This is a genomic window from Candidatus Zixiibacteriota bacterium, from assembly GCA_029860345.1.
GTDB lineage: Bacteria > Zixibacteria > MSB-5A5 > GN15 > FEB-12 > JAJRTA01.
Genome location: JAOUBJ010000008.1, coordinates 130,983 through 155,053 on the forward strand (window position 1 = coordinate 130,983; position 24,071 = coordinate 155,053).

The following is a 24,071-nucleotide window of genomic DNA, read 5'->3' on the forward strand; positions in this document are numbered from 1 at the left end:
ACGCGTTTTATAGCCCTAAGTGCGCTGAGCGCAGTCCAGACTCGTGCTGCCAAAAGCAGCCAAAAACAGTTTGGAACAAGGACACTCCAATCGTATATTATGGATGCGTCAAGCGACCCGTCCAGACGGGTTCTATCAGCAACGAAGACTGACTTCCGGAGGAATTATGAGACACATCAATGTGACATTGGACGTCCTCGGCGTTTCCAGAAGCGGCAAAGGCAGCATTGTGATGTGGGCAGTGGTACTGCTGGCATTATTCACTCTCACGGATCGAGCCGACGCCCGGGTCTGGGAACATACAAGCGGACCGCTGGGGGGGGGAGTCGATTTCCTTGCCAGCGACTCAAGCGGTTACATGTTTACCAGCGGCTATGTCGGCAAGTGCTTTCGTTCTGCCGACGATGGAGATAACTGGACGCAGCTCAGCGTTGACTGGAATGCCGGTGTGAGTGCGTTCGCAGTCAACGCCACCGGTGACATTTTTGTTGGTACCGATGGTGACGGCATTTATCGCTCCACTGACAACGGCGACAACTGGACGCAGCTCAACCTTGGCATGACGGTTTTATCCGCAAAGGATTTGGCCATCAGCCCCACCGGTGACATTTTCGCCGGGATTTGGTATCACGGCATTTATCGATCGTCCGACAACGGCGACACCTGGACGCTGGTCAATGGTAGTGTGCCGGTTACTTCTGTCTATTCTCTCGCCGTCAACTCAAGCGGTGACATATTTGCCGGTACTCGTAATGACGGTGTTTATCGTTCTACCGACAATGGCGACAACTGGACACAGATCGTCACTGGTTTGTCGTCAGCCCTGAGAATCTACTCTCTCGCCGTAAACTCCGGCGATGCCATTTTTGCCGGAACTGCAACCTACGGTGTGTATCGTTCTACTGACAACGGCGATAATTGGTCGCAGATCAACAGCGGCATGGGCAATGGTACGGTCTCTGAAATAGCCATTGGCTCCACCGACGACATGTTTATCACTAACTCATTTACGGGTGTTTATCGTTCGACTGATAATGGAGATACCTGGACACAGGTCAACAGTGGATTATCGACGACAGCTGTCCAGGCCCTGGCCTTCGGGTCCAGCGGTAACATATTTGTAGGCACAAAGGGCAGTGGTGTTTTTCGGTCGGGTGACAGTGGTGCCAACTGGGTCGAGATCAACAATGGCCTGACAGCTACCAGACCCTCGGCCCTCGCATTTAACGCAGGCGGCGACATTTTTGCCGGTACAATCGGCGATTTCTTTCGTTCGACCGACAACGGTGACACCTGGACTCAGATCAGTTTAAGTACGGGCTATACTTCGGTCCAGGCAGCCGCCGTCAACTCCGGAGGTGACATATTTGCAGGCGTCAGTTCTGGTGGTGTCTATCGTTCCACAGACAACGGCGACAACTGGGCACAGACAACCAATGGACTGGGGAGCCCCACGGTCGGTGCTTTCGCCATAAGCACAGGTGGTGAGGTTTTTGCCGGTACTTTAGGTTCAGGTGTCTTTCGTTCAAATGACAATGGCGACAACTGGATACCGATCAACGATGGGATGATCAACCTGTATGTCAACGCTCTGGCTATCAACTCAGGCGGTGACATCTTTGCCGGGACGCGGGCCGGCAGTGTTCACCGTTCTACCAACAATGGCGATAACTGGACGCAGATCGAGCTGAGTCCGACGGTTTTTAGTGTCAGATCACTGGCCATCAACTCGGCCGGTGACATTTTTGCCGGCACTAGTGCAGACGGCCTTTATCGTTCTACTGACAACGGCGATACCTGGACACAAATCTACAATTATGCAAGTCTACCTTCGATCCGGGCAATCGTAGTCAATACCAGCGATGATCTGTTTATCACGAATTCTTTTGACGGCGTTCTACGTTCTACGGACAATGGAGATACCTGGATGGCGCTCAATTATGGCCTTCCCGGTTTAGAACTCCATGCTCTCGCCATCAGTTTCACCGACGACATAGTTGCCGGTATCTGGGGTGAGGGCGTTTACCGCTTGACTGAGTGCCCGGACGTTGATGCCGACTGGGTCTGTGATGCCTTTGACAACTGCCTCAATACGGCCAACGGCCCGCAAACAGATAATGACCAGGACGGCCTTGGGGATGCCTGCGAATGTTGCTGTTCTCTGCGCGGGGATGTGGATCAATCCGGCACCTTGCCTGCACCCGACATTGCTGATCTGACCTTCCTGGTAGACTTCATGTTCGCGGGCGGGCTTGCTCCGTCTTGTATGGGCAACGCTGATGTCGATGGTGATGCCGAGTGCCAGCCTACGTGCGGCGACAGTCCTGATATCAGTGACCTGGTGTATCTTGTGGACTACATGTTCCAGGGTGGTCCGGCACCATTAGTTTGTCCGAGCGGCTGCAAGTAACATTGCAGTGTTGCACATGTTCCTTTTCCCCGCCATGGGCGGGGGATGAGACCCTGTGCATAGCGGACCGGCAAAATCAAAAGCTTCAACCCACAGCAAGGGGAGTGTGGACATACCCCTGAAGCCGTCAGGTGACCTGTGTTGCAGTGTTGGTGCTGTCAGGCGACTCGCCTGACGGCCATTGGGTTGGGCGGCAGGTGTCGGGCGGGGTCGCCCAACACCACCTGTGAGCCAAGCCTTTTTCGACATATCCCAAGGTGATGGGTCACCCGTGTCAAGTGAAGATGGATTCCCGCCTACGCGGGAATGACAGAGGGGACGCGCGTAGCGCGAGATGGTGATTTATCACCCTTCAACTCCGCTCAGGATGAGGTTGGGTGTGCTTAGGCTGAGGTTGGCTGGACTCAGGATTAGGTTTCTGAAACCCGGACTGAAGTCCGGGCCACGCAGTCACTAATTTCATGCGGGCACCAATACACCCCTCGACTGCGCTCGGGGTGACGTGGTGAAGATGGATGCCGGATCAAGTCCGGCATGACAAAGCGTGGGCTGTCCACAAAAAAACGGATGGGAATCCATCCGCGCGTTGTCATCTAAAGTGTCGGGGGTGAGTTTATGTCGCTCGTTTGAACTGATCCAGATCGATGTCGTACTGCTTGATCTTAAGCCGCAAAGTTGACTCCGGAATGTTCAGAAAAGCGGCTGCATGTTTCTTGATTCCGCGCTTGGCGGCCAGAGCTTTCTCAATAAAGACCCGCTCGTGCCCGGCCAGGTAATCATACAAACCATACCGATCATTGAATTCAATGGCATCAATCGAAGCGGTTGCTGCTTCCGCATCGCCATTACCGCCCGATTCTACTCTTGGCTGGCTGCAAATCTTCTCGGACACCAACTCGATATTGATTTCGGCACTGTCACCGGATAACAGGATCAGTTTCTTGATTTCGTTTTCCAATTCGCGAACGTTGCCCGGCCAATCATAAGCCACCAGCACACGCAGCACCTCAGCGGATAGCTGTTTGCCGCTCTGGTTCAGGAAATGTTCGATCAAAAGCGGGATGTCCTCACGTCGATCACGCAAGGGCGGAAGGCGGAATGTCATGGCCGACAGTCGATAGTAAAGATCCTGCCGGAACTGTTTGGCCGTCATCAGTTCTTTGAGGTCTCGGTTGGTGGCCGACACAATTCGGACATCCACCTGCCGAGGTGTCGTCTCACCCAGCCTGACAATCTCCTTTTCTTCGAGAATGCGCAGTACTTTGGCCTGTATTGAGAGGGGCATATCACCGATCTCATCAAGGAAGAAAGTCCCTCGGTCGGCTTCTTCAAACAGACCCGGTTTGTCACGGTCGGCGCCGGTGAAGGCACCGCGTCGATATCCGAAAAGCTCGGATTCCAGAAGCGACTCGGGCAGGGCGGCACAATTGACCGATATAAATCTCTGGTCCTTGCGATCCGAATTGTAATGAATGGCCCGGGCCAAAAGGTCTTTGCCGCAACCTGTTTCACCTTCCACTGAGAGAGATATGTTTGAGTTCACCACTTGCCGCAACTGAGCAAGCATCGACAACATCTCAGGGCTGCAGGTAATAATGTTCGGGAAAGCCGCCTCTTTCATTAATTGACTCTTGAGACGACGATTATCCTCAAGCAGTTTGTTCTTCTGAATCTCGACCCATTTGAACGCGATCAGTTCTGAGAACCCGACGGCAAAGTTCAGTTGTATCTGATTGAACGGGCTGAGACAATTATCGGTTGATAGCCGATCAAGATAGAGATAGCCCACAGCGCCGTCGCTGGTTTGGAACGGTACGACAATAACGCTTGCGACAACATCGGCCACATCGCTGAACAGTTCATTAATGAAAGGATCACGACGGCAGTCCAGAAGAAGCGTCGGCCGGTCGGGTGCGATCTCTTCACCGATCAAGCCGCCAAAGCGCTCAGTGAATCTCTTGATATGAGCACCATCTACCGGGAATGACGACAGCACCGTCTCATCGGAGGCGTCCGGCACAAAAATCAAGGCGCGGTCTCCACCTGTCTTCTCCAGTAACACCGAAAGTATGGTTTCCATCTGGGAACCCTGAAGATTGGACAGTTCGTCCGGACTGATCAGTGTGCCGAAAATCTTAAAGTTGTTTTCATTTGAGACCGACAGGGCTACTGCCTGTTCGGATAGTGACCTGAGATACTTGGTTACCGCCCGTACTTTGGTGGCGGCATCAAGAGCGGCAAAGCCTTTTTCGGCCCGGCTCAGTTTTCTGAATCCGGAAGCGAGATCACCCTGCCGGCAGGCGAACATTCCGGCCCTGAAATTGGCTTCGCTCATCCAGTAGTTCAGTTTTAGGCGACGGAAAAGGCGGTGTGCTTCATCCAAAGAAGCCCGGACCTTTTCCGAATCCTCGCATTGCGCCGCCATGCAGATATCGGAATAGACCAACAAGGTGCGAGCCAGTTCATACGGGTCACCCACATCTTTGAGCACCTCAATGGCCGTTCGGCCATGCTCCAGGGCGGCTTCGTAATCTGCCTGGGCCGCGAAAACACGGGCTATGACACTTCGCGATAAACCGATCTCCAGTTTCTCACCCAGGGCCAGCGCGAGTTCCAACGCCTTCTGGCCGTATTTCATAGCTTCGTCGAAATTATCCAGCGTCAGTTCCACTTCGGCCAATCGACGGGCCGACTGAGAGACCAGAGCGGAACCCGGCGACAGGGTAAGACCAGCCCGGTATGCCTCGCTCAGAATGGCCTTGGCCTTAAAGATGTCTCCCTTTTCATAAGCCAGTTCACCGGCGTATTCCAGATAAATGACACGTTCGTACTTGAGATCGATGCGGTTAATAATCTCCAGGGCGCAATCCAGGCTGCGCTGCGCCACCAGGAACTGGCGCTTGATCATCTGGAGCAACCCGAGCGACAGCAGGTTCATCGCTTCGGACATATCTTCGTGATTGTCGTGGTTTCTCTTGACCGTTGCTTCCAGGTCCTTTTCGGCCTGCACCCATTGGCCGGTGCGAATGCGTGTCCGTCCCAGGTTACCCGTAAGCTGGGCAACTTTGCGCGGGTTGTCGCCGATCATACCCAGAGCGGTTTCCAGGAAATTGACACAAGCGGAATAATCACAATGCAGGTAGGCAATACCTGCCAACTGGTTGAGAGAGTCTACCTGTCCGTCGACGTCGGTGGCTCGACGATATGCGGCCACCGCGTCACGCCCTCGGATTTCAGCGTTTTTCAGGTCTCCCAACATGCGGTAGGCTTTAGAAAGCACCAACTGCGCACGACCATAGCGTCTATTAAGTGGGAATTCACCGAGAATCTTAGCCGCCTTAAGACCATCTTCGACAGCGTCTTTATAATTACCCTCAATGAGACTGCCGTCGGCCGACAGCAACAGATAGAGGGCGCGCTCGTGAAGATGGGTCCCAAAGTCATCTTCACTCAACTGCCGCAATTCACGCAGTGAGTGCTGATGCCTTCTTTGGCGAAACTGCTCCTCAATGGCCAGCAGTCTGGGATCAAAACTGATCTTCGGTGAGGAAAGATTCATCGTTTCTTCCGGTCCCTACGCTTCGATTGTTCTTCGGTCGATCGTTTTCTACTGGGCGGTCACATTGCCGCTGCTTTCTTCTACCACTACCCGTTTCTCATCGGAGGTTTCGTTTTCACCCCCGAAGATATACGTGACGATCTCGTAGGATAACTGGAAGGCAAACCCGGACAGCCAATCGGGACCAAAACCGTCGCCGATTGAAGTCGTTCCCTCAAAGTTTAGGGAATCGCCGGGCGGAGGAACGATGGAGTCACCGTCACTACCGTTTCCATCATCACCGCCACCGGTGTCATCCACATCCCACGGATCCTCAACAGAAAGTACAGGAGCGGAGATAAAGCAGACTAGAGCAAGCGAGAGCAACATAATCGCTGCAATCAGTCTTGAACCCTTCATTTGCTTTTCCTCCTTCAGTTTGCGCCACCGGATTGGCCGTCCGGTGTCGAAACTTAGGATGGCGCGCTATTTGCGCACCTTAGGTTAAAAATCGCATATCTTGCCACGCATAGGATAACAATTCAGTATACACTTGTCAAGCAAGAATTTACAAATCGCAGATTCTGCGCCACGCTGTTATACCCTCCGTTATAAAACAAAACAGCCCGATCATACCGTTTGTTCCAGCAAAGAGGCTAACTCGGTGCAGACCTCCTCAACGCTGATTTCGGCCATGCACTGCATCTGCCTCTCCCCTTTCAGCGGGCAAACATTCTTAACACAACTGATACAGCCAAGCTGCCGGCGGTAAATCATCCGCTTGAGCGGCGATATTGGTGAGGTCTCGCTCGGATCGTCGGCGCCCGACAGAACCACCAGAGGCGCCCCGACCGCGGCAGCCAGGTGAGCCGGACCGGAATCGTTGCCCAGGAAGAACCGGGCCCGGGAAATAAGAGCGGCCAATTCGCGCAGCGTTGTCTTTCCGGCCAAATTGGTGACTTGGTGGGTCCCGGCCGCCGTCGCTATCTCATTGCCCAGGGTCGAGTTGTCTTTAGTCCCGACCAGGATTACACTCAGGCCGAAACGTGTTATAATCTGTTTGATCGCCTGTGTGTAATTCTCACTCCCCCACCGCCGCGAGGCCGCCACCGCTTGAAAGGCCACAACCGCAAAAGCATCGGTTTCACCTACGTCAAAGCGGGTCAGCATCTGATTGGCCAGCTCAGTGTCTGCTTCGTTCAGAAACAACTTGGGTCTGACAAACTCAAGCTCAGCCCCGGACCCACGTCTGAGCAGATTGAAATAGGTCTCGCTACGATGTGACGAGTTAAGTGGAGTCGGCAACGGCAGCGGGCGGGTCAACAACATTCGGCGACCGTCGGCGATGTAACCGATTCGCTGTTTAACACCGGCCAGTTTGAAGCCGGCCGCCGCGCCGAAAGATGGTGGAAGAATATAGCCCAGGTCGTAACTCCCCGGTGCTATGATGTCCTTGATTTTCATCACGCCGATCAGACCATGAACATGCGCGGTTGGAATCTTCAGAACGTGATCCACACCCGGGTTGGATTCATACAGTTCAGCCAGATGTTCGGGAGTCAGAACGGTAACGCGGGAGCCGGGGTAGGCTTCGCGAGTCTCGTTCACCATCGGCAGCGACATGACGCAATCCCCCAGGTGATTGGGGGTGCGGATGATAATCGCCTGAGACATTAGGGCCTGTTGCTAAACCTCTCTACCCCGAGACAAGGGACCCGGGATGACGGTGCTGTCATGCGACTCTCGTGACAGCCGTGAAACCAGCGCCGTGGACAGCATGGTAACCCATGAGCCAGTGGAACGGCGCCAAGCGAAAGAAACCGATTTATCGGTGTCGAGCGGGGTCGCCCAACACCACCTGTGATCGACGGGCTCTCCGACCGAGACATTAGTCGAGGTAATTACCTTCCAATTGGATTCTGGTGGAGTAGTATTTTTTTAACTCCTCCAGATGATCGTTCTTGGCTTCCAACAAAGATATCTCGGACTCAAGGTAGGTCAACTTTGAAATCTGGCCGTCATCCAGTCGCGACTTTGCGATGCCCAGTTTGGTTTCGGCAATGCCGATTTTCTGCCTGAGCACATCGAGCTTGCGAAAGCTGACATCGGCTTGATTGAGCAGAGTCGCAATCTGAGCCTGGACCGATTTCTCAGTCTTTTCGTACTCCAACCTGGCTTGATCGGCCGACAGTCGAGCCGCCTTGACGGCCGCGCCGGAGGCGCCACCATCCCAGAGTGGGTAGGATAGATCCAGCTTGACCTCCCAACTGTTGGTCTTGAGGTCGTCGGTAATTCCCGCGTCTTCAACTTCACCTCGGCTCATATTATAGTTGGCCGTCAGGGTCCCGGAGAGTCCGTGGGCCGATTCGGTAAAGCCGGCCGTCCGTTTCTGCTTGTCGTATTCGTACTTCGCCTTCTGGAGCGGAGCGCTGTTTTCCCACTCGGTCAAAAAACGCTGACGAGTGTCCTGATCGATATGTCTGACCGAATCGGGCGGCATCAGAGTCTGCGAAGCAACCGACTCCACGTCCAAAAGAGTGGCCAGCGTGCGCCGCTGTTCGGCGGCTACATCTTCAGATTCAAACTGCTTCAGTTCCGCATCCAGTCGTCCGGCCAGAGTCTCCAGCCATTGATCGTCGGAGACAATACCGTCGGCTAGCTTGGCTGAATCGATGCCGACTTGCAGTTGAGCCCGTTCCAATTCGGCCTCGCTACGATCACGGCTGAGTTTGCTCTGCAACACACCGATGAACGCTTCCACCACCTCAGTCTTGAGATTTGCCGTTTCCTCCGCCCGTTTCAGTTGGGCCAGTTCGAGATCATCGCGACGGTTGCTGAGGTCATATTTCGGTTGTGACGGTTGCAGCACCGGCTGGGTGAGCGAAAAGCTGAATCGACCGAGCTGACTGCTTTCGTCAACCTGAACTCCGTCTCGGTTGGGATGTTCTCCATCGCTGTCTGTCAGGTCGGCTCTGGCAGTGAGTTCACCGCCGGTGATGAGACTCTGTTTCAATGAAATGTCGGCGGCGAGATTCCTGAACGGTTCGCGCATGGTGCTCTTGGTGTCGGTACCGTACAAGTATCCCCAGCGTTCATTGGAGCCGTATGACGGCGCCGTTGCATTGATAGAAATCTCAGGCAGATAGAATCCGATCTTCTCGGCGAAGTACTGCTGTTCGGCTACTTCAAAGTTGCCTTCAATGATGCCGCCGCGCCCGGTGCGATTGACGGCGATGTCGATTGCCTCGTCCAAAGTCAGCACCTCAGCCGAAGCCGATGGTACGAACATCAGAAGGAGACATCCAATCCCAACAGTTTTAGCCAACAGCTTCATATTATTCTGCTCCTTTGTAATCAGTGCCTGCGGTACCCACCTCCCGCAGCGCTTTGGGTGGAGTATCTGTACCCCGCGCCCAGTGAACAGCGCGCGAAGCGCCAGAAACAGGCTTGCCTGTCATCCTGAGCGCAGTCGAAGGGTGAACTAAATTCGCCGTGTGCTTCAAATAACACACCCCTAAATCCCCTCTCAAGAGGGGACTTTGCAGAAAGATAAATCCAATGCTATCACGATCCGGTGCGCCCGGAGCGAAGTGTCGGGGGCTCTTCATGGCCGGAGTTGGCCGTGTCACCCTGAGCGCAGTCGAAGGGTTCTTCATCTCGCCACCATGCCCCACGGTACGGCGCGGAGTGCCGGACATCCATTCGTGGGCCTCCCGAAAGAGGTGCCCGAAGGGCGGCGTGTGTTACTTGAATCGAAGTCGCCCACCTACTCATACCTCAAGGCATCGATTGGGTCCAGCCGTGCCGCCTGGCGGGCCGGGTAAAGCCCGAAGACAATCCCCACCGTAGCCGACACACCTACCGCCAACACGATTGAATAAACCGACACCACCGTGGGCCAGTCGGCATAGAATGCGATGACTTTGGCCAGGATCAAGCCTATAGCACACCCGACCACACATCCGATCAAGCAGATTGTCACTGCTTCGATCAGGAACTGCCGCATGATATCGCTGCGGGTGGCGCCGATAGCGCGACGGACACCTATCTCGCGGGTGCGCTCGAGCACCGTGGCCAGCATGATGTTCATAATTCCGATACCGCCCACCAGGAGTGAAATCCCGGCGATAGTCCCCATTACAATATTGAATATCCGTTGCGTCTTTTGTGACTGGCGCAAGAGCGACTCAGGCACCACCACTTCGTAGTCTTCCACGCCAGCATGGCGACGGGCCAGAATGCGTTCGACCAGTTTGGTAACGGTGGCCACATGTTCGAGTTCGGTCACGGTAACCGTAAGTTGATCGACCTCCGGCGTGTTGAACTTTTCTTCGTCGGAGGAACTGATAGAAATCCACCGTCCGCCGCCGCGAATGGACGGCCCACCCGAGAACTGACGCTCGATTTTCTTGGCGGCCGTACTATACGGAATATAGACATCCTCGTTGAAATTCTTGAGCTCGAATCCCTCCACTTTGCCACGCGCGATGTACTTGTCGGCCATGATGCCGACGACAGTGAAACTCAGGTCACCAATCTTGACCGATTTCCCCAGTGCATCCTCGAAGGCAAACAAGGCCCGCTTGGCTTTGGCTCCCAATACACAGACCTGAGCAAAGGCTTCCACATCGGAGCCGGTGACAAACCGGCCGTACTCGACTTCGATGGATGAAGACAGTACAAAGTGGGGCAAAGTGGCCACCACTCGCGCCTCTGCTTCCTGCGAACCGTGGTATATCTTTGGAAAAGCCTCGTATCTTTGTGGCACCACGTTGGCCACCAGGTCTGAATATGATGCTATGTTTTCGCCGTCGGCCAGGGACAGACCGGGCGAACGGGCCAGACCCTGATCGGAACTGAGTTCGGTGTTGGGGGCCACGGCATTGATGATGATATTGTTGATGCCCAGAATCGATATCTGTTCCAGTGCCTCGCGCTTGGCGCCCTCGCCGATCGACAGCATGGCAATCACGGCGCCGACGCCGAAGATCACGCCGAGCATAGTCAGCGCTGTCCGCATCTTGTGTTCGCGGAGCGAATCAAACGAGATTTGAGATACGCGTGAGTATTCCATAGAAACCGGCGGATCGACTCTAGCGACCTTTTCCCTTGCCACCCTTTCGGCCGCCCCGCGATCCATTGGCCATGCGGCCTTTGTTCAGCTCGGGTTCGGTCGCTTTATCGCCCGGCATCCCCTGCTCGTCCAGAGTCGGGTTAAGGAGGCAGATATCCTCTCCCCCCTCCAGACCCGACACTACCTCGATAGCCACATCGTTGCGGCGGCCTACTTCGATCTCACGTTTCTTTTTGTTTCGGAGATAGACAACCGTCTGGCCTTCATTCTCAAAGACCGCCTCCAACGGCACCGAAACCAGATCCGGCAGTCGTTCGATAATGATGTCGCATGATGACGACATGCCCGGTTTGAGGCTTTCATCGTGATCGAGGATGGCGACTTCGACATCGAAGACATTGATATTCGAGCCGCGCTCTTTCTTGCGCGCCAACGTTCCCTTTTTGGCCACAATACCGGAATATTCTTTCTCCGGCACAGCATCCAGCCTGACTTCAACTTCCTGCGCCGAGTCCACTTTGCTGGCATCAACTTCGGAGACAGCCGTCTTGACAATCATTTCAGAAAGGTCCGGCAGTTTCACCAGTCCCATGCCGGGCCAGGGGGAGTCGCCCTCCTGAACCTTATCCATGCCGCTCCCTTTCCAGATTTCGAGATAGACAACCAGGCCCGGAATCGGGGCCATGACTGTCAATTGATCGAGTTCTCTCTGGGCCTGATCACGCTTGTCCTGAGCCCGCTGAACTTCAACTTCAGATTTATCAACGTCCCCTTTTAGCTGGTCGAGCTTGGCATCGAAATTAAGTTCGGCCAGTTCTTTTTCCATCGCGGCTTCTTTGGCAATGCGAGGAGCATCGTGCTTTTTCTCATCGTAGTTGCGTCGCGACCGTTCCAGTTCCAGCGTGAGTTGTTTTTCCTGTATGGTGTATTCTTTTCGCGCTCGCTCCAGCGCAGATTTTTTGATCTTCAACTCAGAATTGAAATTGGCCACTTCGGCTGTCTGCTCTGAAGCATCGAACCTGATCACCGGTTGGCCTTCCTCCACCGTGGAACCTTCCGGAGCCAGCCAGGTGATGGTCAGTCCGCGGATGCGCGGTGCGCTCAGAGTGTAAGCTCGTTTGGCATCGACAGTGCCGTTAGCTTTTTGGGAAATGACAAACTCGCCTTTGGTCACTCGGGTGGTGGGGATGTCGGCGCTGGTCGAGAAAACAGCGTTGACACCATAGTAGCCGCCCAACACAATTACCAGAACGATGGCACCATATACATATTTCTTCATGAGGTTTCCTTCACCTATTCTACTTTCGCCTGCGTTCGGAGGGCTGTCTGCTTGCTCAAAGGCCATCCGACTACACTATGTACTGCCGAAAGTACACAAAGTTGCACCGGCAGGCAACGATATCAGTTCAGTTTCAATTACTTGGGAGTAACGCAAGGCTTTCGCGATCTGCCGGCCCGCATGCTGCCGCCTGGGGCGTCCCTGTTTCGCCTGGCCGATTTACATAGCGCTAAAGGAGGGAATGTGCCAATAGAGGTCGCGAAGCGGCATAGGAGCCATTTATGGACCGCGAAACGGCAAAAGAGCCATTTATGGCCCGCAAAGCGGCATAAGAGCAGTTTGTGGCCCGCGAAACGGTCAAAAAGCCTTTTAAGGTCAGTCTACTTTCCAGCGGCGATGCGTCCAGAGCCACTGATCCGGGTATTGACGGATACAATGTTCGAAATATTTGGTGTAGGCGGTGGTCAGAGTGTGGATGTCGGCTTCGTCATCCCCGGTGGCCTTGGGATAAATCGGATCACCGGCCATAACTACGTGACGTTCGGCCGATTCCCTTCGCATAACAAACGGCAAGAGCGGCGCGCCGGATTTGACGGCAAAAGCAGCCGGTCCTTTCGGCGTTGCGGCGGGTCGACCAAAGAAATCCACTGTCACCCCCGAGGGCGCATGCTGGTCGGCGATCATGCCGATAAACCTGTTCGCTTTCAAGGCCTTGAAGGCCGGTCTTAGCGATCGATCGATTGAGATCAGGCCAACCCCGATCTCTCGACGGAATCCGTTCAACAGCCGGTTTACTTTTTCATTGTGCTGCACTCCGGTCAAGAAGTCCATGGGGAATCCTCGCGAACCTACCCATGCGCCGAACAATTCGAAACTGCCAAAATGGGCTGTGACCACAATGCCCCCCTTGCCCTTATCGTGTACGGCTTTCATCTGGTCCAGACCGTCGCCTATGATAATGCTGTCCAACCCTGTTTCGATCGTGCGTCCCAACCTGGCAAACTCAATCAGAGTACGACCGGTGTTCTTAAACACCTGTTTCACGATCAGGTCACGGTCCGTCTCACTCAGCGTCTCCCTCATGGCCCGCCTGAGGTTTTCATGAGTGATCCGGCGACGCGAGGCCAACACCAGATGAGCGAGCGAACCCAGGGCGGCGCCGAACGACTCGGCTAACCGCACCGGAAGCGCCTGGGCCAATCGGACGCCAAGGAGCGTGAAGAAGTACTCGATTTCATGGCTCAACTGCGCCATGGTTCGTCGTCATCGGCTTGTTCCGGGTTGTCGGGATCACCGTAATCGAAATCGGTCGAGTGCAGTTTCTCCTCTTCTTCCCACTTTTTGTAGTACTGCCGCCTCTTTTTGAAGCGAACAAAACTTGCGACAATCACTATCAGAGCCAAACCCAGCCATAAGAACATGGTGTCCATAAAAAGCATCACTATATTGAAACGTTGATCTAGATACTCGTGGAACTCGATTTCAAACTCCGGCGCCGTTGCGCCGGTGGAAGCCATCAAAGCGGAGTTGAGGCTTGCCCCTCGGGCCAGGTTTCCAAGCAGCACAGCCAGTGCGTTGTCGCCGTAGTTGTCATAGATATACTTAACGGCCAGATATGACTGAGCGTAGGCAACGTGCGCTCTGCTTTCGTTGTAGCGGTTCATGTTTTCGATCTCGCTCAGAGTCAGGAAATCACCAAAAACAGCGGCTCGGTTCATGGCCAGATTGTCCGACCAACTCCATTCCATCGAAGCAAACATCGCAATCCCCTCATGAAGCCAGCGAGGCGCCGAATACAGTCCGGTCTTGTGGCTCACGGCCAGATGGGCATATTCGTGGATCAACAGTTCATCGAGAGATTTGCCGAGGTTGAACTTGTCGGGCGATTTGATGGCGATCAACTTCCGTTCGGCAAAAGCCGCCGCCGCCCCCCAGTCTGGGAATCGACCCCGAATCAGGTCATTAAACTGCCTGAGATTACCGACAATATGGATCGACGGTTTGTAGGTCAGGGTGTCTTCCAGAAGATCGACCAGGCGGAAGCGTGCGTAAGTAAGCGCCGAATCGGTTATCTCAAGAAAACGTGGATTATCGAGATAGTAAGTGAAGTACTCACGCTCGATAGGCTGCGGCCGGGCAGGTACCGTTGCCGCCGTCATGTTGGGCAGCAGCGCCAACAGTACGGTGATGAAAATGGTCGGTCGCAAGCTCATCGGGGCAATATATACTGTCTGACCGATTGGCGAAAGGGACAAGTTGAGGTCGTTCGGGGTCGAGGATAGAAACGTTCATGCCCAGACGTCTTGCTTGTGTTCCCAGTATGATCGTACATCCTGGAATCGAGCAATGCGTTCGTTAATCTTCAAAACCTCTTTCGGATAGAACTCGAACATCGTCTCGCAGAGAGACAACATCCATGCTTTTCTCGAAAACCCGTGGTTAATGTCAATACGATTCGAGTTTGCTATCTGAATCTGTCCCCAGCCTAAAGCACCAACGGTCAAGCAACCCCAATCTAGGAATTCGATGGGGCTGAAACTTACGTCGGTAACTTCGACCCGATTACCTTCGACGGAATACTTGACCAGAATGAGAGCAAAGATGTTCTTATCATCTTCATAAAACCTTGATAAGCGCTCAACGGACGTTAAGTTAGGCATATTGAACTTAGTGTCAGCGCGATGAGTTTTGACGTCCACCACGCAATAGAAGTCTTCTGTGTCCGTATAGGCTATATCCGCCATAGCCCTGCGTGCGAAGTCGGCAGAGTACTCTTTGCACCAATCACCTAGCAAGGTATCAAACATGTCAGCTATAAGCGCCTCGATCGCATCCCCCGCTGCTCTCGTGCTACCTGCAGTCTGCCTAGAAAGGAAGTCAGGTACGGAATTGAGATGTGCTTTCGTTTTCTCCGCGACAGTTGAATAGTGACCGGTATAGAAAAACGATGACTTCATGAGAACATCTCCCCCTGACCATCTTTACTTTCACTCTTCTTAGATCGATCAGAAAGCGAGTTCCTCTCCCAGAAGACTCCATCTGAATAACCCTGTATCGACTGGTTTGCTTCGGCCGCATTCAGGCGCTTGACAGCCCAACAGCAGTATTCCTGGTTTAACTCTATGCCTACAAACCGTCGTCTGAGTTTCTTCGACACAACAGCCGTAGTTCCACTCCCGAGGAATGGGTCCAGGACTAGGTCATCCGGATTCGAGCTTGCGAGGATCAGTTTAGCAATCAACTTCTCCGGCTTCTGAGTTGGGTGATCAGTATTCTCTGTCATCGACCAAAAGGGTACTGTTATATCAGTCCAGACATTGGACGGGTACGTCAGCCTGAAGTTTCCATTAGCTTCTTCTGTCCAGTCCTTGGGCTTCCCGTCCTGATTGCGGTAGGGGGCAATTACTCTTCTCTTGAGTTTGACATTATCCACGTTGAATGTATACTCTTCGGAGTTAGTGCAATGCCAAATGTCCTCAGTGTTATTCTTCCAATTGTGCACCGCTCCCCTTCCTTTCTCTCTCTCCCAGGTGATTCGATTTCGAATGACCATGTGCTCCTCAAGGACCGGGGCAACAAGCAGTGATGTGCTCCAATCAGCACAGACGTAGATAGTTGCTGTTCGCCTCAAAGTTGGTTTGATTAACTCGATTACCGAAGCAAACCACTTCTGATAATCCCCACTTTCCCTTCGTCGGAATAAGTGTCCGTTGTAGTTCTTCGACAGATTATAGGGTGGATCTAACACCAACAAATCAACGCTCTCATGGGGTAAGAACGGCATGGCTGCGACCATATCCTGATTAATAACGGTGTCTGCAACGTCTTCGACACAAACATCGTCTGCTACCTTGATTAGTGATTTGCTTAACTCCCGGAGTTCTTCATCTGTGCAGTAGAGTGTCCGGTTTCTCGGTGCCCGCTGATTCACGTTTAGTCTCTCTTCCATCAGATTCGTGCGCTTTCCAACTGCGATTTGCCATCATTCTAAGCATGGCTCTGGTTTATCTATGCCATAAGTATACATTCGCTCTATTGCCCTGTCTACTGAAAAAGTAAAAATGGAAATGTGATCAGCCATTGTATCAAACCGATTGACCCAACAGATGATTCTGTGTATGATAGTCACGTAGCTGAACCGACGGCAACGATAGCACGAATTTGGAGTGATGATGAGTATTTATGATTTTGCCATGCAGATGGAACTCGACGGCAAGGCCTATTACGAAGATCTGGCCGCAAAGACCGACCTTCCACAACTGAAAAAGGTCCTTTTGGAAATGGCTTCAGATGAACAGAAACATTACAACCTGTTCAAGGCGATGAAAGATGGTGAGCCGGCAGGTTATGACGCCGAACAGGCCACCACGATTTTTGACTCGGTGAAAAACGTGTTCGAGCAGTTGAAAGAATCCGGTGATGAGTTTTCAGGAGTCGGCGTTGTCCGCGACGGTTGGGCCAAGGCTCGTGAGGTTGAGAAAAAGGCGGAAGACTTCTATCGTCAGAAGGCGGATGAAGTGGATGACCCCAATCAGAAACAGATTCTCTTGAAGATAGCCGACGAAGAACACAAGCACTGGACCGTGATCGATCATGTCATCAGTTTTCTGGATCAACCGGGCAGTTGGTTGGAAAACGCCGAATGGGGTGACCTGGGCTAGTAAAGAATACTCTTCGTTGGTCATGAGCCCTGCGCTCCTGACAACTGATCTCGATGATTCCCTTCAGCCTTCATAGTAGGTCGGGACCTCTTGTGGTCCCGACAAGTTCCCTTCAAGCCTCGTAAGTTCTTGTAGGTTGGAACCCCTGACCCAAAGGGTTCGCGAAGCGAGGTTCCGACATCCGTTGTCCCCGTAGCCGACGAAGTAGTTCGGTTGGTTGGCACCCCCAAGTTCGGTTTGGGCGTGGTGATAAACCGCTTGACAATCGGGACACTATTGTGAAACCTGAACCATAGATGTAAACAAAAGCGTTTGGAGGTTCACGCACGATTTGGCTGCAAAACTACATCTCGGCATCTGGCTGCAAAAACGATGGCAGGCAACCAAGTCGTTTCTGGTTCACTACTTTGGCGGGTTGTATCATCGCGTCGATGAACACCATATCTTTCTAATGGCCTCGGGGCTGGCTTTCTCCCTGATAGTTTGCGTCATCCCCCTCGTGCTAATCGTGTTTGCGGTGCTGGGAATGATCCTTCAGGAGCCGACCATTCGCGAACGAATCGAGTTGTTTATCAACACGGCCATTCCCTACTCGGAGTACGCCGAGGTAATCAAGCAACTGGTATTCGCCCGGGTCGAGGAGTTCATCGGTCACAAGCGTATCGCCGGTGTCATAGGTGGCTTTGGTTTGGTGCTGGCCGCAACCAGTTTGTTTAGCAGCATGCGAACGACGCTCAACAAAGTCTACAATGTCACCGCCACGGGATCGATCCTTATAGGCAAACTGCGCGACCTGGGTTTGATCCTGATGGTTCTAATCTACTTTCTGTTGTCTATCGCCATCCTGCCCGCTATCCGAATGCTCGAACAGTTCACTTATAATAGTGAAACAGTCGCTGGGTTTGTCGACAGTTTACCGGAAGGCATGCTTTTTCAACTGATTACGTTCGTGCTGGTTTTTATCAGCTTCTTGATTGTGTACACGGCTATTCCGCACCAGAGGCCACACATCAAGATGATTCTGGTCTCTGCCTTCTGGGCTGCGGTTCTCTGGCAGGTGGCTCAGCATTTGTTTGGGTACTATGTGTCAAACTTCGTAACACTGAAACGAATCTACGGCACCTACGCGCTGTTCTTAGCGGTTGGTTTCTGGATCTACTACAGTGCCATTGTTTTCATTGTCGGCGCCGAGATCGGTCGACTCTACAAAGAGCGCAACACCGGCCTTGCCTAACTCTGCTTTCAACATATCCTCGAGCGAACCCTGTCCGGAGTAATGAATGAATAAGGCGCGCATACTGTGCTGTTCGTAGGTTTTTTGTTTTTGTTTTACTCGGTCGCGGTAGTGTGGCATGTGACCATAGCCGCAAATCTCGACAAACAGATCATGCTCAGGCAGAAAGAAATCGGGACGAAACTGTCGACCGGCCAATAGTATCAGCGGCTCGTACTGAAACTGGATATGATGCTTGGTGAAGAAGTCGGCACAGCGACGTTCGTACTTCGAGCGCACCGTCACCCCGGACTCAGTCGGCAGGATGGCTTCAAACCGACGCTGACGCGGCAACCGGACACCGCGCGCGGGCGCCGGTTTACCGGTTTTCATAATGCGCTTCCGAGATCTCATACAATGGCAATATACACACGACCGGGTGGCATGGTCAAACCCGGTTTGGCCAAGGGCTGCTGAAAAGAGCTCGGCCAACGAATTGGAGACAGCCGCCCGGCGGACCTCTAGCGTTGTGCGCGCCGAGTCTTCAGACTCGGCTTCAATGGCCCACGCGATCTGTAGATCATGATTGCACAGCACCTGCCATTGGCGGCGGGTCCGGAGACGGACCCACCCTACGAGGACTGTCGGCGCACGAGGACGTACACCGACCACGTTAGGTGAGATGAACGTTGCGCTGGGTCCTTGGCTGCCGAAAGCAGGGTGAGAGCCGGCGCTTCAGCAACAGCCACCGCAGGGTCACATCTCCACCTTCGGTGAAGCCAGGACCCTGCTGAACATCCAACGTGCACCCACGATACTACTTACCCAACCCCACCAACCCTTTGAGGTTGTTCACTTCGGCAATGGTCAGTTCGCGCCAATGACCGGATTCGATACCTCGACAGGTGATGCCGCCGAACTCCAGACGGGTGAGAGTAACCACCGGGTGTCCGACCAATTTGCACAATTGCTTCACCTCTCGCTTGCGCCCTTCGGTGAGCACCAACCTGATGGTCGACGATTTCTCATCGTGACGAAGTATCCTCACTCGGGCATGACCGCGCGCGCCGTCTTCGAGTTTGATACCGGCGGCAATTCTGGCCGAGTCTCTTTCCATGAACTTGCCTTTTACTTTGGCCTCATAGAGACGCGGTACCTGGAACTTGGGATGAGTCAATCGATAGGCCAACTCGCCGTCGTTGGTCATCAGAAGAACACCCTCGGTGTCATAATCGAGCCGCCCGATTGGATACACTCGGGCATTTAGCCGCTTGAGCAATTGGCGCACCGTTCGCCGCTTGAACGGGTCGTGCAGCGTGGTCATCACGCGCGATGGTTTGTTCAGCACCACGTAAACATGCGTGTCGGCCGGCTTAACCTCGGTGCCGTCCACCAGCACTTTGTCTTTTGTACTGTCGATCAACTCGCCGACCTTGGCAGTATGATCGTTGATTGTCACCCTCTGTTGTTCGATGAGTTTCTCGGCCCCGCGTCGCGAAGTTACACCGCAGATTGATAGATACTTGTTAATCCGTACCGGGTTGTTCTCGGTCAAGCTGCTCTTGCCTCCGCTGATACTTATTTCCTCCCCGGATGCCTAAAACGATAATCTCGCTGGGTGGCCGTCTCAAACCTTGTTTGGGGCGGATACCAGCATCTTAAATTCACCCTTCGACTCCGCTCAGGGTGACACAGTCAAGCTGTGTTCTTCGGGATAGGCGCGCAACACAACCCACCTTGGGTGCTTAGCGCCAGTAAAGTGCTTTATCACCGCGAAGCGGAAAGAACAGGCTTGCCTGTTTGAGGGTGCAACCCGTCGCCACTGGCAATACAGCCCCGAATCACACTCACCCACCTGCCGCCTCGTCAGCCGGTGGTGTCCATATCCACAATGACCGGAGAGGACGTCTCATCCTCCACAGCATCCTCGATCTCAGCATTATCAACAGAGACTGGCGCCTCGGTGCGGTCTGAACATTCCAACTCCTCCGCCTGTGATGGTTCCGGAGGGGTCACCAGGTTGTCCAATTCGTCCGGTTCGTCGGCATCGGATTCGACACTTGGGACCACAACATCTTCGGCGACTACATCAGAATCCGGTTCGAGGCCTTCTGCCGGGGAGACAACAACTGTCTCATCAACTACCGGCTCAGGCTCTTGACTAACCGGCTCACCGTCCGATTCGGCAGTGTGCTCCGTCGTCGGTTCATCCATGTCGTCGGAGACGGGCTCGTAGGTGCCATCGGCCACGTTTAGTTTCGGGACGGCCGCTTCTTCATCCGAAGGCTGAGCCAGTTCAAGTTGGGTCTGGCTCTTTGGTTCATGCTCAGCAATCAGTTCTTCGATTTCGGACATCTTTGGCAAATCGCCAAGAGTAGCCAACCCAAAAAACTTCAGAAACTCGTCGGTGGTTCCATACTGAAGCGGTTTCCCCACTGTCTTGGCCCGGCCCCGAATAGTGATCAGCTTTTTCTGAAGCAGATTGTGCACGACACCGTCGGTGGCCACGCCGCGGACATGTTCGATCTCAGCCTTGGTTACCGGCTGCCGGTAGGCCACGATGGCCAGTGTCTCAAGTGAGGCGCGAGTGAGACGCATCTTGCGACGACGTGCGAATAACTCCTGTACATATCCGGCAAACTCCGGCACGACATAAAACTGGAACCCACCGGCCACTTCGCGCACGCGGAATGAGCAGCCGGCCTGCATATACCGGTTGTTCAACTCGGCCACTGCTTTGCCTGCTGAACTGGGGGTCAGCCCGCGAACCATTTCGGCCAGTTTGCGCGCCGGCAAGGGCTCGGGTGATGCCAGGATCAGTGCCTCTACGACAGAAAGCTTGGAGGAGTTTTCCATACTTAGTTGGTTACCTCAATTTGTTGCTTGTGAGCGATCAGATCGACCGACGTCTTCTTGGCTGCGAATCGATCACCGCGATAGACGCGCAGTTGAGCAAACGGCTTCGACTGCGCCAGGACCACCCGACGAGCGCGGGTCAATTCCAACAAGGCTATGAATGTCACTACTGCTACTATTTTGCGGGGGATATCCGAGAACAACTGGGTGAATGTCGCAAACTCCTGATCGGTCAGAGCCTGCATGATAAACTCCATCCGCTGCTCCACGGTGAAGTCCTCGGCGTCCACCTCGTGAAAGGTTTCCTCGTGTTTGGCTTCAATTACGTCCTTGAATGCCGAGATCAGGTCAAAGAGTGTGATATCGGAGTACTCATCGATACGCGGATCGATTTTTTCAACCGGTGAGTCCGGCACGAAATTGCGTTCCTCGAGGATGGCTTTTTCCTTAAGAATCTCACCCGCTTCTTTATATTTCTTGTATTCCATCAGAGCCTGAATCAACTCTTCGCGCGGATCGGCTTCATCGGGGTCGTTTTCATCACGTGGCAAGAGCCAACGTGCCTTGATCCGTATGAGCGTGGCCGCCATCAACACAAACTCACCGGCCACTTCCAGATTCAAGGTCTGCATGAGGTCGATATACTTCAGATACTGTCGGGTGATACGCGCAATCGGGATGTCATAAATGTCGACTTCCTCCTTGCGAATGAGATGCAGCAACAGATCCAAAGGACCGTGAAAAACGGCCAGGTCGACCCGGTAATCTTCGGACGCAACAGCTTCTGAAGTAGCGGTCATTATTTTTTGCCTCGATAATTGAGTTTCATGGCACCTCGCACCTTACCCATGACATTCTCGGCTCGCTTTCGTGCCCGATCCCGTCCGACAGCCAGAATGTCCCAGACATCGTCCGGATGTTTCAGAAGCTCAGCACGGCGATCACGGATCGGTTGCAGGTTCGCGTTGAGCCGTCCATTCAGAAGCATCTTACAGTCGACACAGCCCAACTCACCCGACTTACAGCCGGGTGCGATTTCGTTTTCGGGCTCCTCTGAGTAAACCTTGTGAAGCAGAAAGATTGGGCACCTTTCCGGATGACCGGGGTCGCCCTTGCGCAGTTTCTCCGGGTCGGTGTAATATGATTTGAGAATCTTCTCGGTCTGTTTCTCGGTGGCGTCTATGGGAATGTGGTTGTCGTAGGATTTTGACATTTTTCGATTGTCGGAGCCCGGTATCGTTGGGATTTTCGTCAGCAACGCCTCCGGCAGATTGAACACTTTCCGGTAAGTGTTGTTGAACCGCCCGGCAATGTCGGCAGCCAGCCAGATATGTTTCTCCTGGTCCTTGCCCACCGGTACTTTGTCGGCATTGTACAGACAGATATCGGCCGCCTGCAAAACCGGATAGCCCAGAAAACCATACGAGCTGAGGGTGTCCTTTTTCTCGATGTAAGTCGGCAGCCGATCCAGGGTAGGCACGGTGATCAGCATGCTGAACAACAGATGCAACTCCGAATGCTCAGGCACTTCCGACTGGACAAAGATAGCGCACTTCTCCGGATCAAGGCCGCCCGATATGAAATCAAGGGCTACCTGAAAGACCCTTTCCTTCAGCACCTTCGGGTTTTTCCAGTCGGCAGTGAGGGCGTGCAAGTCGACAATACAGCAAAACATCCAGTACTCGTCCTGCAGGGCTACCCAGTTTTTCAAAGCTCCTTCGAGGTTGCCTATATGAAGCGCCCCGGTCGGCTGCATCCCGGACAGAATCGTCTGCTTACCGGCTTTAGGGGCCGGTGTTGAGGAGGCTTGGTTCTCGCTTTTGTCGGTCACAGCACGCCTTTCCAGTTATACCGGGCAGATTTTACGTATATCTGGTCGTCAAATCAATTAAAACTTTGCAGCTGACAAAGGGCCGACCCTCAGAACCGTACAATCAGGCGTCGGCCAGGTTAAAGCCCGGGTCAGGTGTCTAATTCAGGGTTGACTTAGATCATAAATGGAGTATATTGATTTCGATATTGTCTGTTCCAACGATTTATCTGCCCGGATTCGCGCCAGTTGCTACCAAAGCAACCGCGGGTTGACCGGTGGCATTTGCAGGTCCAACGTATTGTGTGCTCTGTTTCGAGCAGGAGAACTAGGATGAGATCAAAGGTACTGAGACTAAGCCTCGCGATCGTATTGTTTCTTGCGTTTTCAACGACTGTGTTGGCGGCTAAAGATGAAAGAGACGCCCGGCCAGTCAAAAAGACTGATACCACCAAACAACCGACCAAACCAGCCACCAAACAGGCTCCGAAGGAACAGGATTCACCCAAAACTGTACCGACCATCCAGGAAACGACGCAACCGGTGACGATCACGCCTGGTACCGCCGACCCCCGCGCTGGTGAAGAGATCAACTGGCAGGTGCTGGCTGCAGGCGGCAACCTCAGCACCATGGGCACGATGATGCTTGGCTCCACAGTGGGCCAAACGGTGGCCGGACAGTCGACGATGGGTAGCTTGACTCTGAACTCCGGTTTTCAGCAAAACTTCGAAAGCGGTGGCTCGGGTACCTGCTGTATTCCGCCGATGCGGGGTGATGTCAACTACGACGCGAATGAACTGATCGATATCTCAGACCTGCTCTACCTGATCGATTTCATGTTCACCGGCGGGCTGGCTCCGGTCTGTCACGAAGAGGCGGATATCAACGGCGACGGCGCGGAACTTCTGGACATCAGTGATCTGGTCCACCTGATCGATTACATGTTTACCGGCGGCGCACCGCCGGCAGACTGCCCGTAGTAGCAACGCCAAGAGCTTGGAGATTCACACGGCCTGTCAATTGATAGGCCGTTTTTTTGTAGAATCACATGAGCCCAATCTCCAGACATCGAACTGAGGTCGCACCTAATACTTGGTTTCTTCTAGTTTTTCTCCGAACCATCGACGCCCCCAACAGACTAACAGCTTGACAAATTGGAGAAAATCGGTACATTATAGCTACTATTGCCGATCCCGGCCGCGTATTCGATGTGAGTCAGAAATCAACTA

The 24,071-nt window shown here is 53.5% G+C and carries 19 protein-coding genes; 4 read left to right on the forward strand and 15 right to left on the reverse strand.

What is annotated here, in order from left to right:
* The first annotated feature begins 166 nt into the window (after positions 1–166).
* Positions 167–2,410, forward strand: coding sequence for a YCF48-related protein (locus OEV49_09920; GenBank protein ID MDH3891388.1), 2,244 nt, complete (start codon positions 167–169; stop codon positions 2,408–2,410).
* Positions 2,411–3,023: 613 nt separating this feature from the next.
* On the opposite strand, the gene OEV49_09925 is transcribed toward OEV49_09920, so the two are convergent.
* From OEV49_09925 to OEV49_09970, 10 genes are all read right to left on the reverse strand, one after another.
* On the reverse strand, positions 3,024–5,969 hold the full coding sequence (locus OEV49_09925) for a sigma 54-interacting transcriptional regulator (protein ID MDH3891389.1): 2,946 nt from the start codon (positions 5,967–5,969) through the stop codon (positions 3,024–3,026).
* Positions 5,970–6,017: 48 nt separating this feature from the next.
* Positions 6,018–6,368 (reverse strand): hypothetical protein, encoded by a 351-nt coding sequence (locus OEV49_09930; protein MDH3891390.1) that lies wholly within the window; start codon positions 6,366–6,368, stop codon positions 6,018–6,020.
* Positions 6,369–6,578: 210 nt separating this feature from the next.
* Positions 6,579–7,622, reverse strand: a complete 1,044-nt coding sequence (gene waaF, locus OEV49_09935; protein ID MDH3891391.1) for a lipopolysaccharide heptosyltransferase II — start codon at positions 7,620–7,622, stop codon at positions 6,579–6,581.
* A 214-nt stretch (positions 7,623–7,836) separates the two neighbouring features.
* Positions 7,837–9,282, reverse strand: a complete 1,446-nt coding sequence (locus OEV49_09940) for a TolC family protein (protein MDH3891392.1) — start codon at positions 9,280–9,282, stop codon at positions 7,837–7,839.
* 432 nt (positions 9,283–9,714) lie between these two features.
* Positions 9,715–11,022: an ABC transporter permease gene (locus OEV49_09945; protein ID MDH3891393.1), complete on the reverse strand. Its 1,308-nt coding sequence runs from the start codon at positions 11,020–11,022 to the stop codon at positions 9,715–9,717.
* 19 nt (positions 11,023–11,041) lie between these two features.
* Positions 11,042–12,301, reverse strand: coding sequence for an efflux RND transporter periplasmic adaptor subunit (locus OEV49_09950; protein ID MDH3891394.1), 1,260 nt, complete (start codon positions 12,299–12,301; stop codon positions 11,042–11,044).
* Positions 12,302–12,676: 375 nt separating this feature from the next.
* Complete coding sequence (locus OEV49_09955) at positions 12,677–13,555, reverse strand: lysophospholipid acyltransferase family protein (GenBank protein ID MDH3891395.1); 879 nt, start codon at positions 13,553–13,555, stop codon at positions 12,677–12,679.
* The gene (locus tag OEV49_09960; GenBank protein ID MDH3891396.1) at positions 13,543–14,514 is read right to left on the reverse strand and encodes a peptidase MA family metallohydrolase; all 972 of its coding nucleotides are present in this window, start codon (positions 14,512–14,514) and stop codon (positions 13,543–13,545) included. Before OEV49_09960 ends, OEV49_09955 begins: the two co-directional genes overlap by 13 nt.
* A 75-nt stretch (positions 14,515–14,589) precedes the next feature.
* Positions 14,590–15,258 carry a hypothetical protein gene (locus OEV49_09965; GenBank protein ID MDH3891397.1) on the reverse strand — a complete coding sequence of 223 codons (669 nt, stop codon included), beginning with the start codon at positions 15,256–15,258 and terminating at the stop codon, positions 14,590–14,592.
* Positions 15,255–16,250, reverse strand: coding sequence for a DNA methyltransferase (locus tag OEV49_09970; GenBank protein MDH3891398.1), 996 nt, complete (start codon positions 16,248–16,250; stop codon positions 15,255–15,257). Before OEV49_09970 ends, OEV49_09965 begins: the two co-directional genes overlap by 4 nt.
* 223 nt (positions 16,251–16,473) lie before the next feature.
* Between OEV49_09970 and OEV49_09975 the strand changes: the two genes are divergently transcribed.
* Together OEV49_09975 and OEV49_09980 are read left to right on the forward strand one after the other, a co-directional pair.
* Positions 16,474–16,962 carry a ferritin family protein gene (locus OEV49_09975; protein ID MDH3891399.1) on the forward strand — a complete coding sequence of 163 codons (489 nt, stop codon included), beginning with the start codon at positions 16,474–16,476 and terminating at the stop codon, positions 16,960–16,962.
* Between the two features lie 331 nt (positions 16,963–17,293).
* Positions 17,294–18,196 (forward strand): YihY/virulence factor BrkB family protein, encoded by a 903-nt coding sequence (locus tag OEV49_09980; GenBank protein ID MDH3891400.1) that lies wholly within the window; start codon positions 17,294–17,296, stop codon positions 18,194–18,196.
* Here the strand turns inward: OEV49_09980 and OEV49_09985 are convergent.
* From OEV49_09985 to trpS, 5 genes are all read right to left on the reverse strand, one after another.
* Positions 18,098–18,568, reverse strand: coding sequence for a hypothetical protein (locus OEV49_09985; protein MDH3891401.1), 471 nt, complete (start codon positions 18,566–18,568; stop codon positions 18,098–18,100). The two genes, OEV49_09980 and OEV49_09985, sit on opposite strands and share 99 nt — an antisense overlap.
* A 424-nt stretch (positions 18,569–18,992) precedes the next feature.
* Entirely contained in the window at positions 18,993–19,730 is a 738-nt protein-coding gene (locus OEV49_09990) for an rRNA pseudouridine synthase (protein ID MDH3891402.1), read from the reverse strand.
* 311 nt (positions 19,731–20,041) lie between these two features.
* Positions 20,042–21,031: an SMC-Scp complex subunit ScpB gene (gene scpB / locus OEV49_09995; GenBank protein ID MDH3891403.1), complete on the reverse strand. Its 990-nt coding sequence runs from the start codon at positions 21,029–21,031 to the stop codon at positions 20,042–20,044.
* A 2-nt stretch (positions 21,032–21,033) separates the two neighbouring features.
* Entirely contained in the window at positions 21,034–21,831 is a 798-nt protein-coding gene (locus tag OEV49_10000; GenBank protein ID MDH3891404.1) for a segregation/condensation protein A, read from the reverse strand.
* Positions 21,831–22,862 (reverse strand): tryptophan--tRNA ligase, encoded by a 1,032-nt coding sequence (trpS, locus tag OEV49_10005; protein ID MDH3891405.1) that lies wholly within the window; start codon positions 22,860–22,862, stop codon positions 21,831–21,833. The genes OEV49_10000 and trpS overlap by 1 nt, the downstream gene beginning before the upstream one ends.
* Positions 22,863–23,174: 312 nt before the next feature.
* Here trpS and OEV49_10010 point away from each other — a divergent pair, with 312 nt between their 5' ends.
* Positions 23,175–23,822 carry a hypothetical protein gene (locus tag OEV49_10010; protein ID MDH3891406.1) on the forward strand — a complete coding sequence of 216 codons (648 nt, stop codon included), beginning with the start codon at positions 23,175–23,177 and terminating at the stop codon, positions 23,820–23,822.
* Positions 23,823–24,071 lie beyond the last annotated feature (249 nt).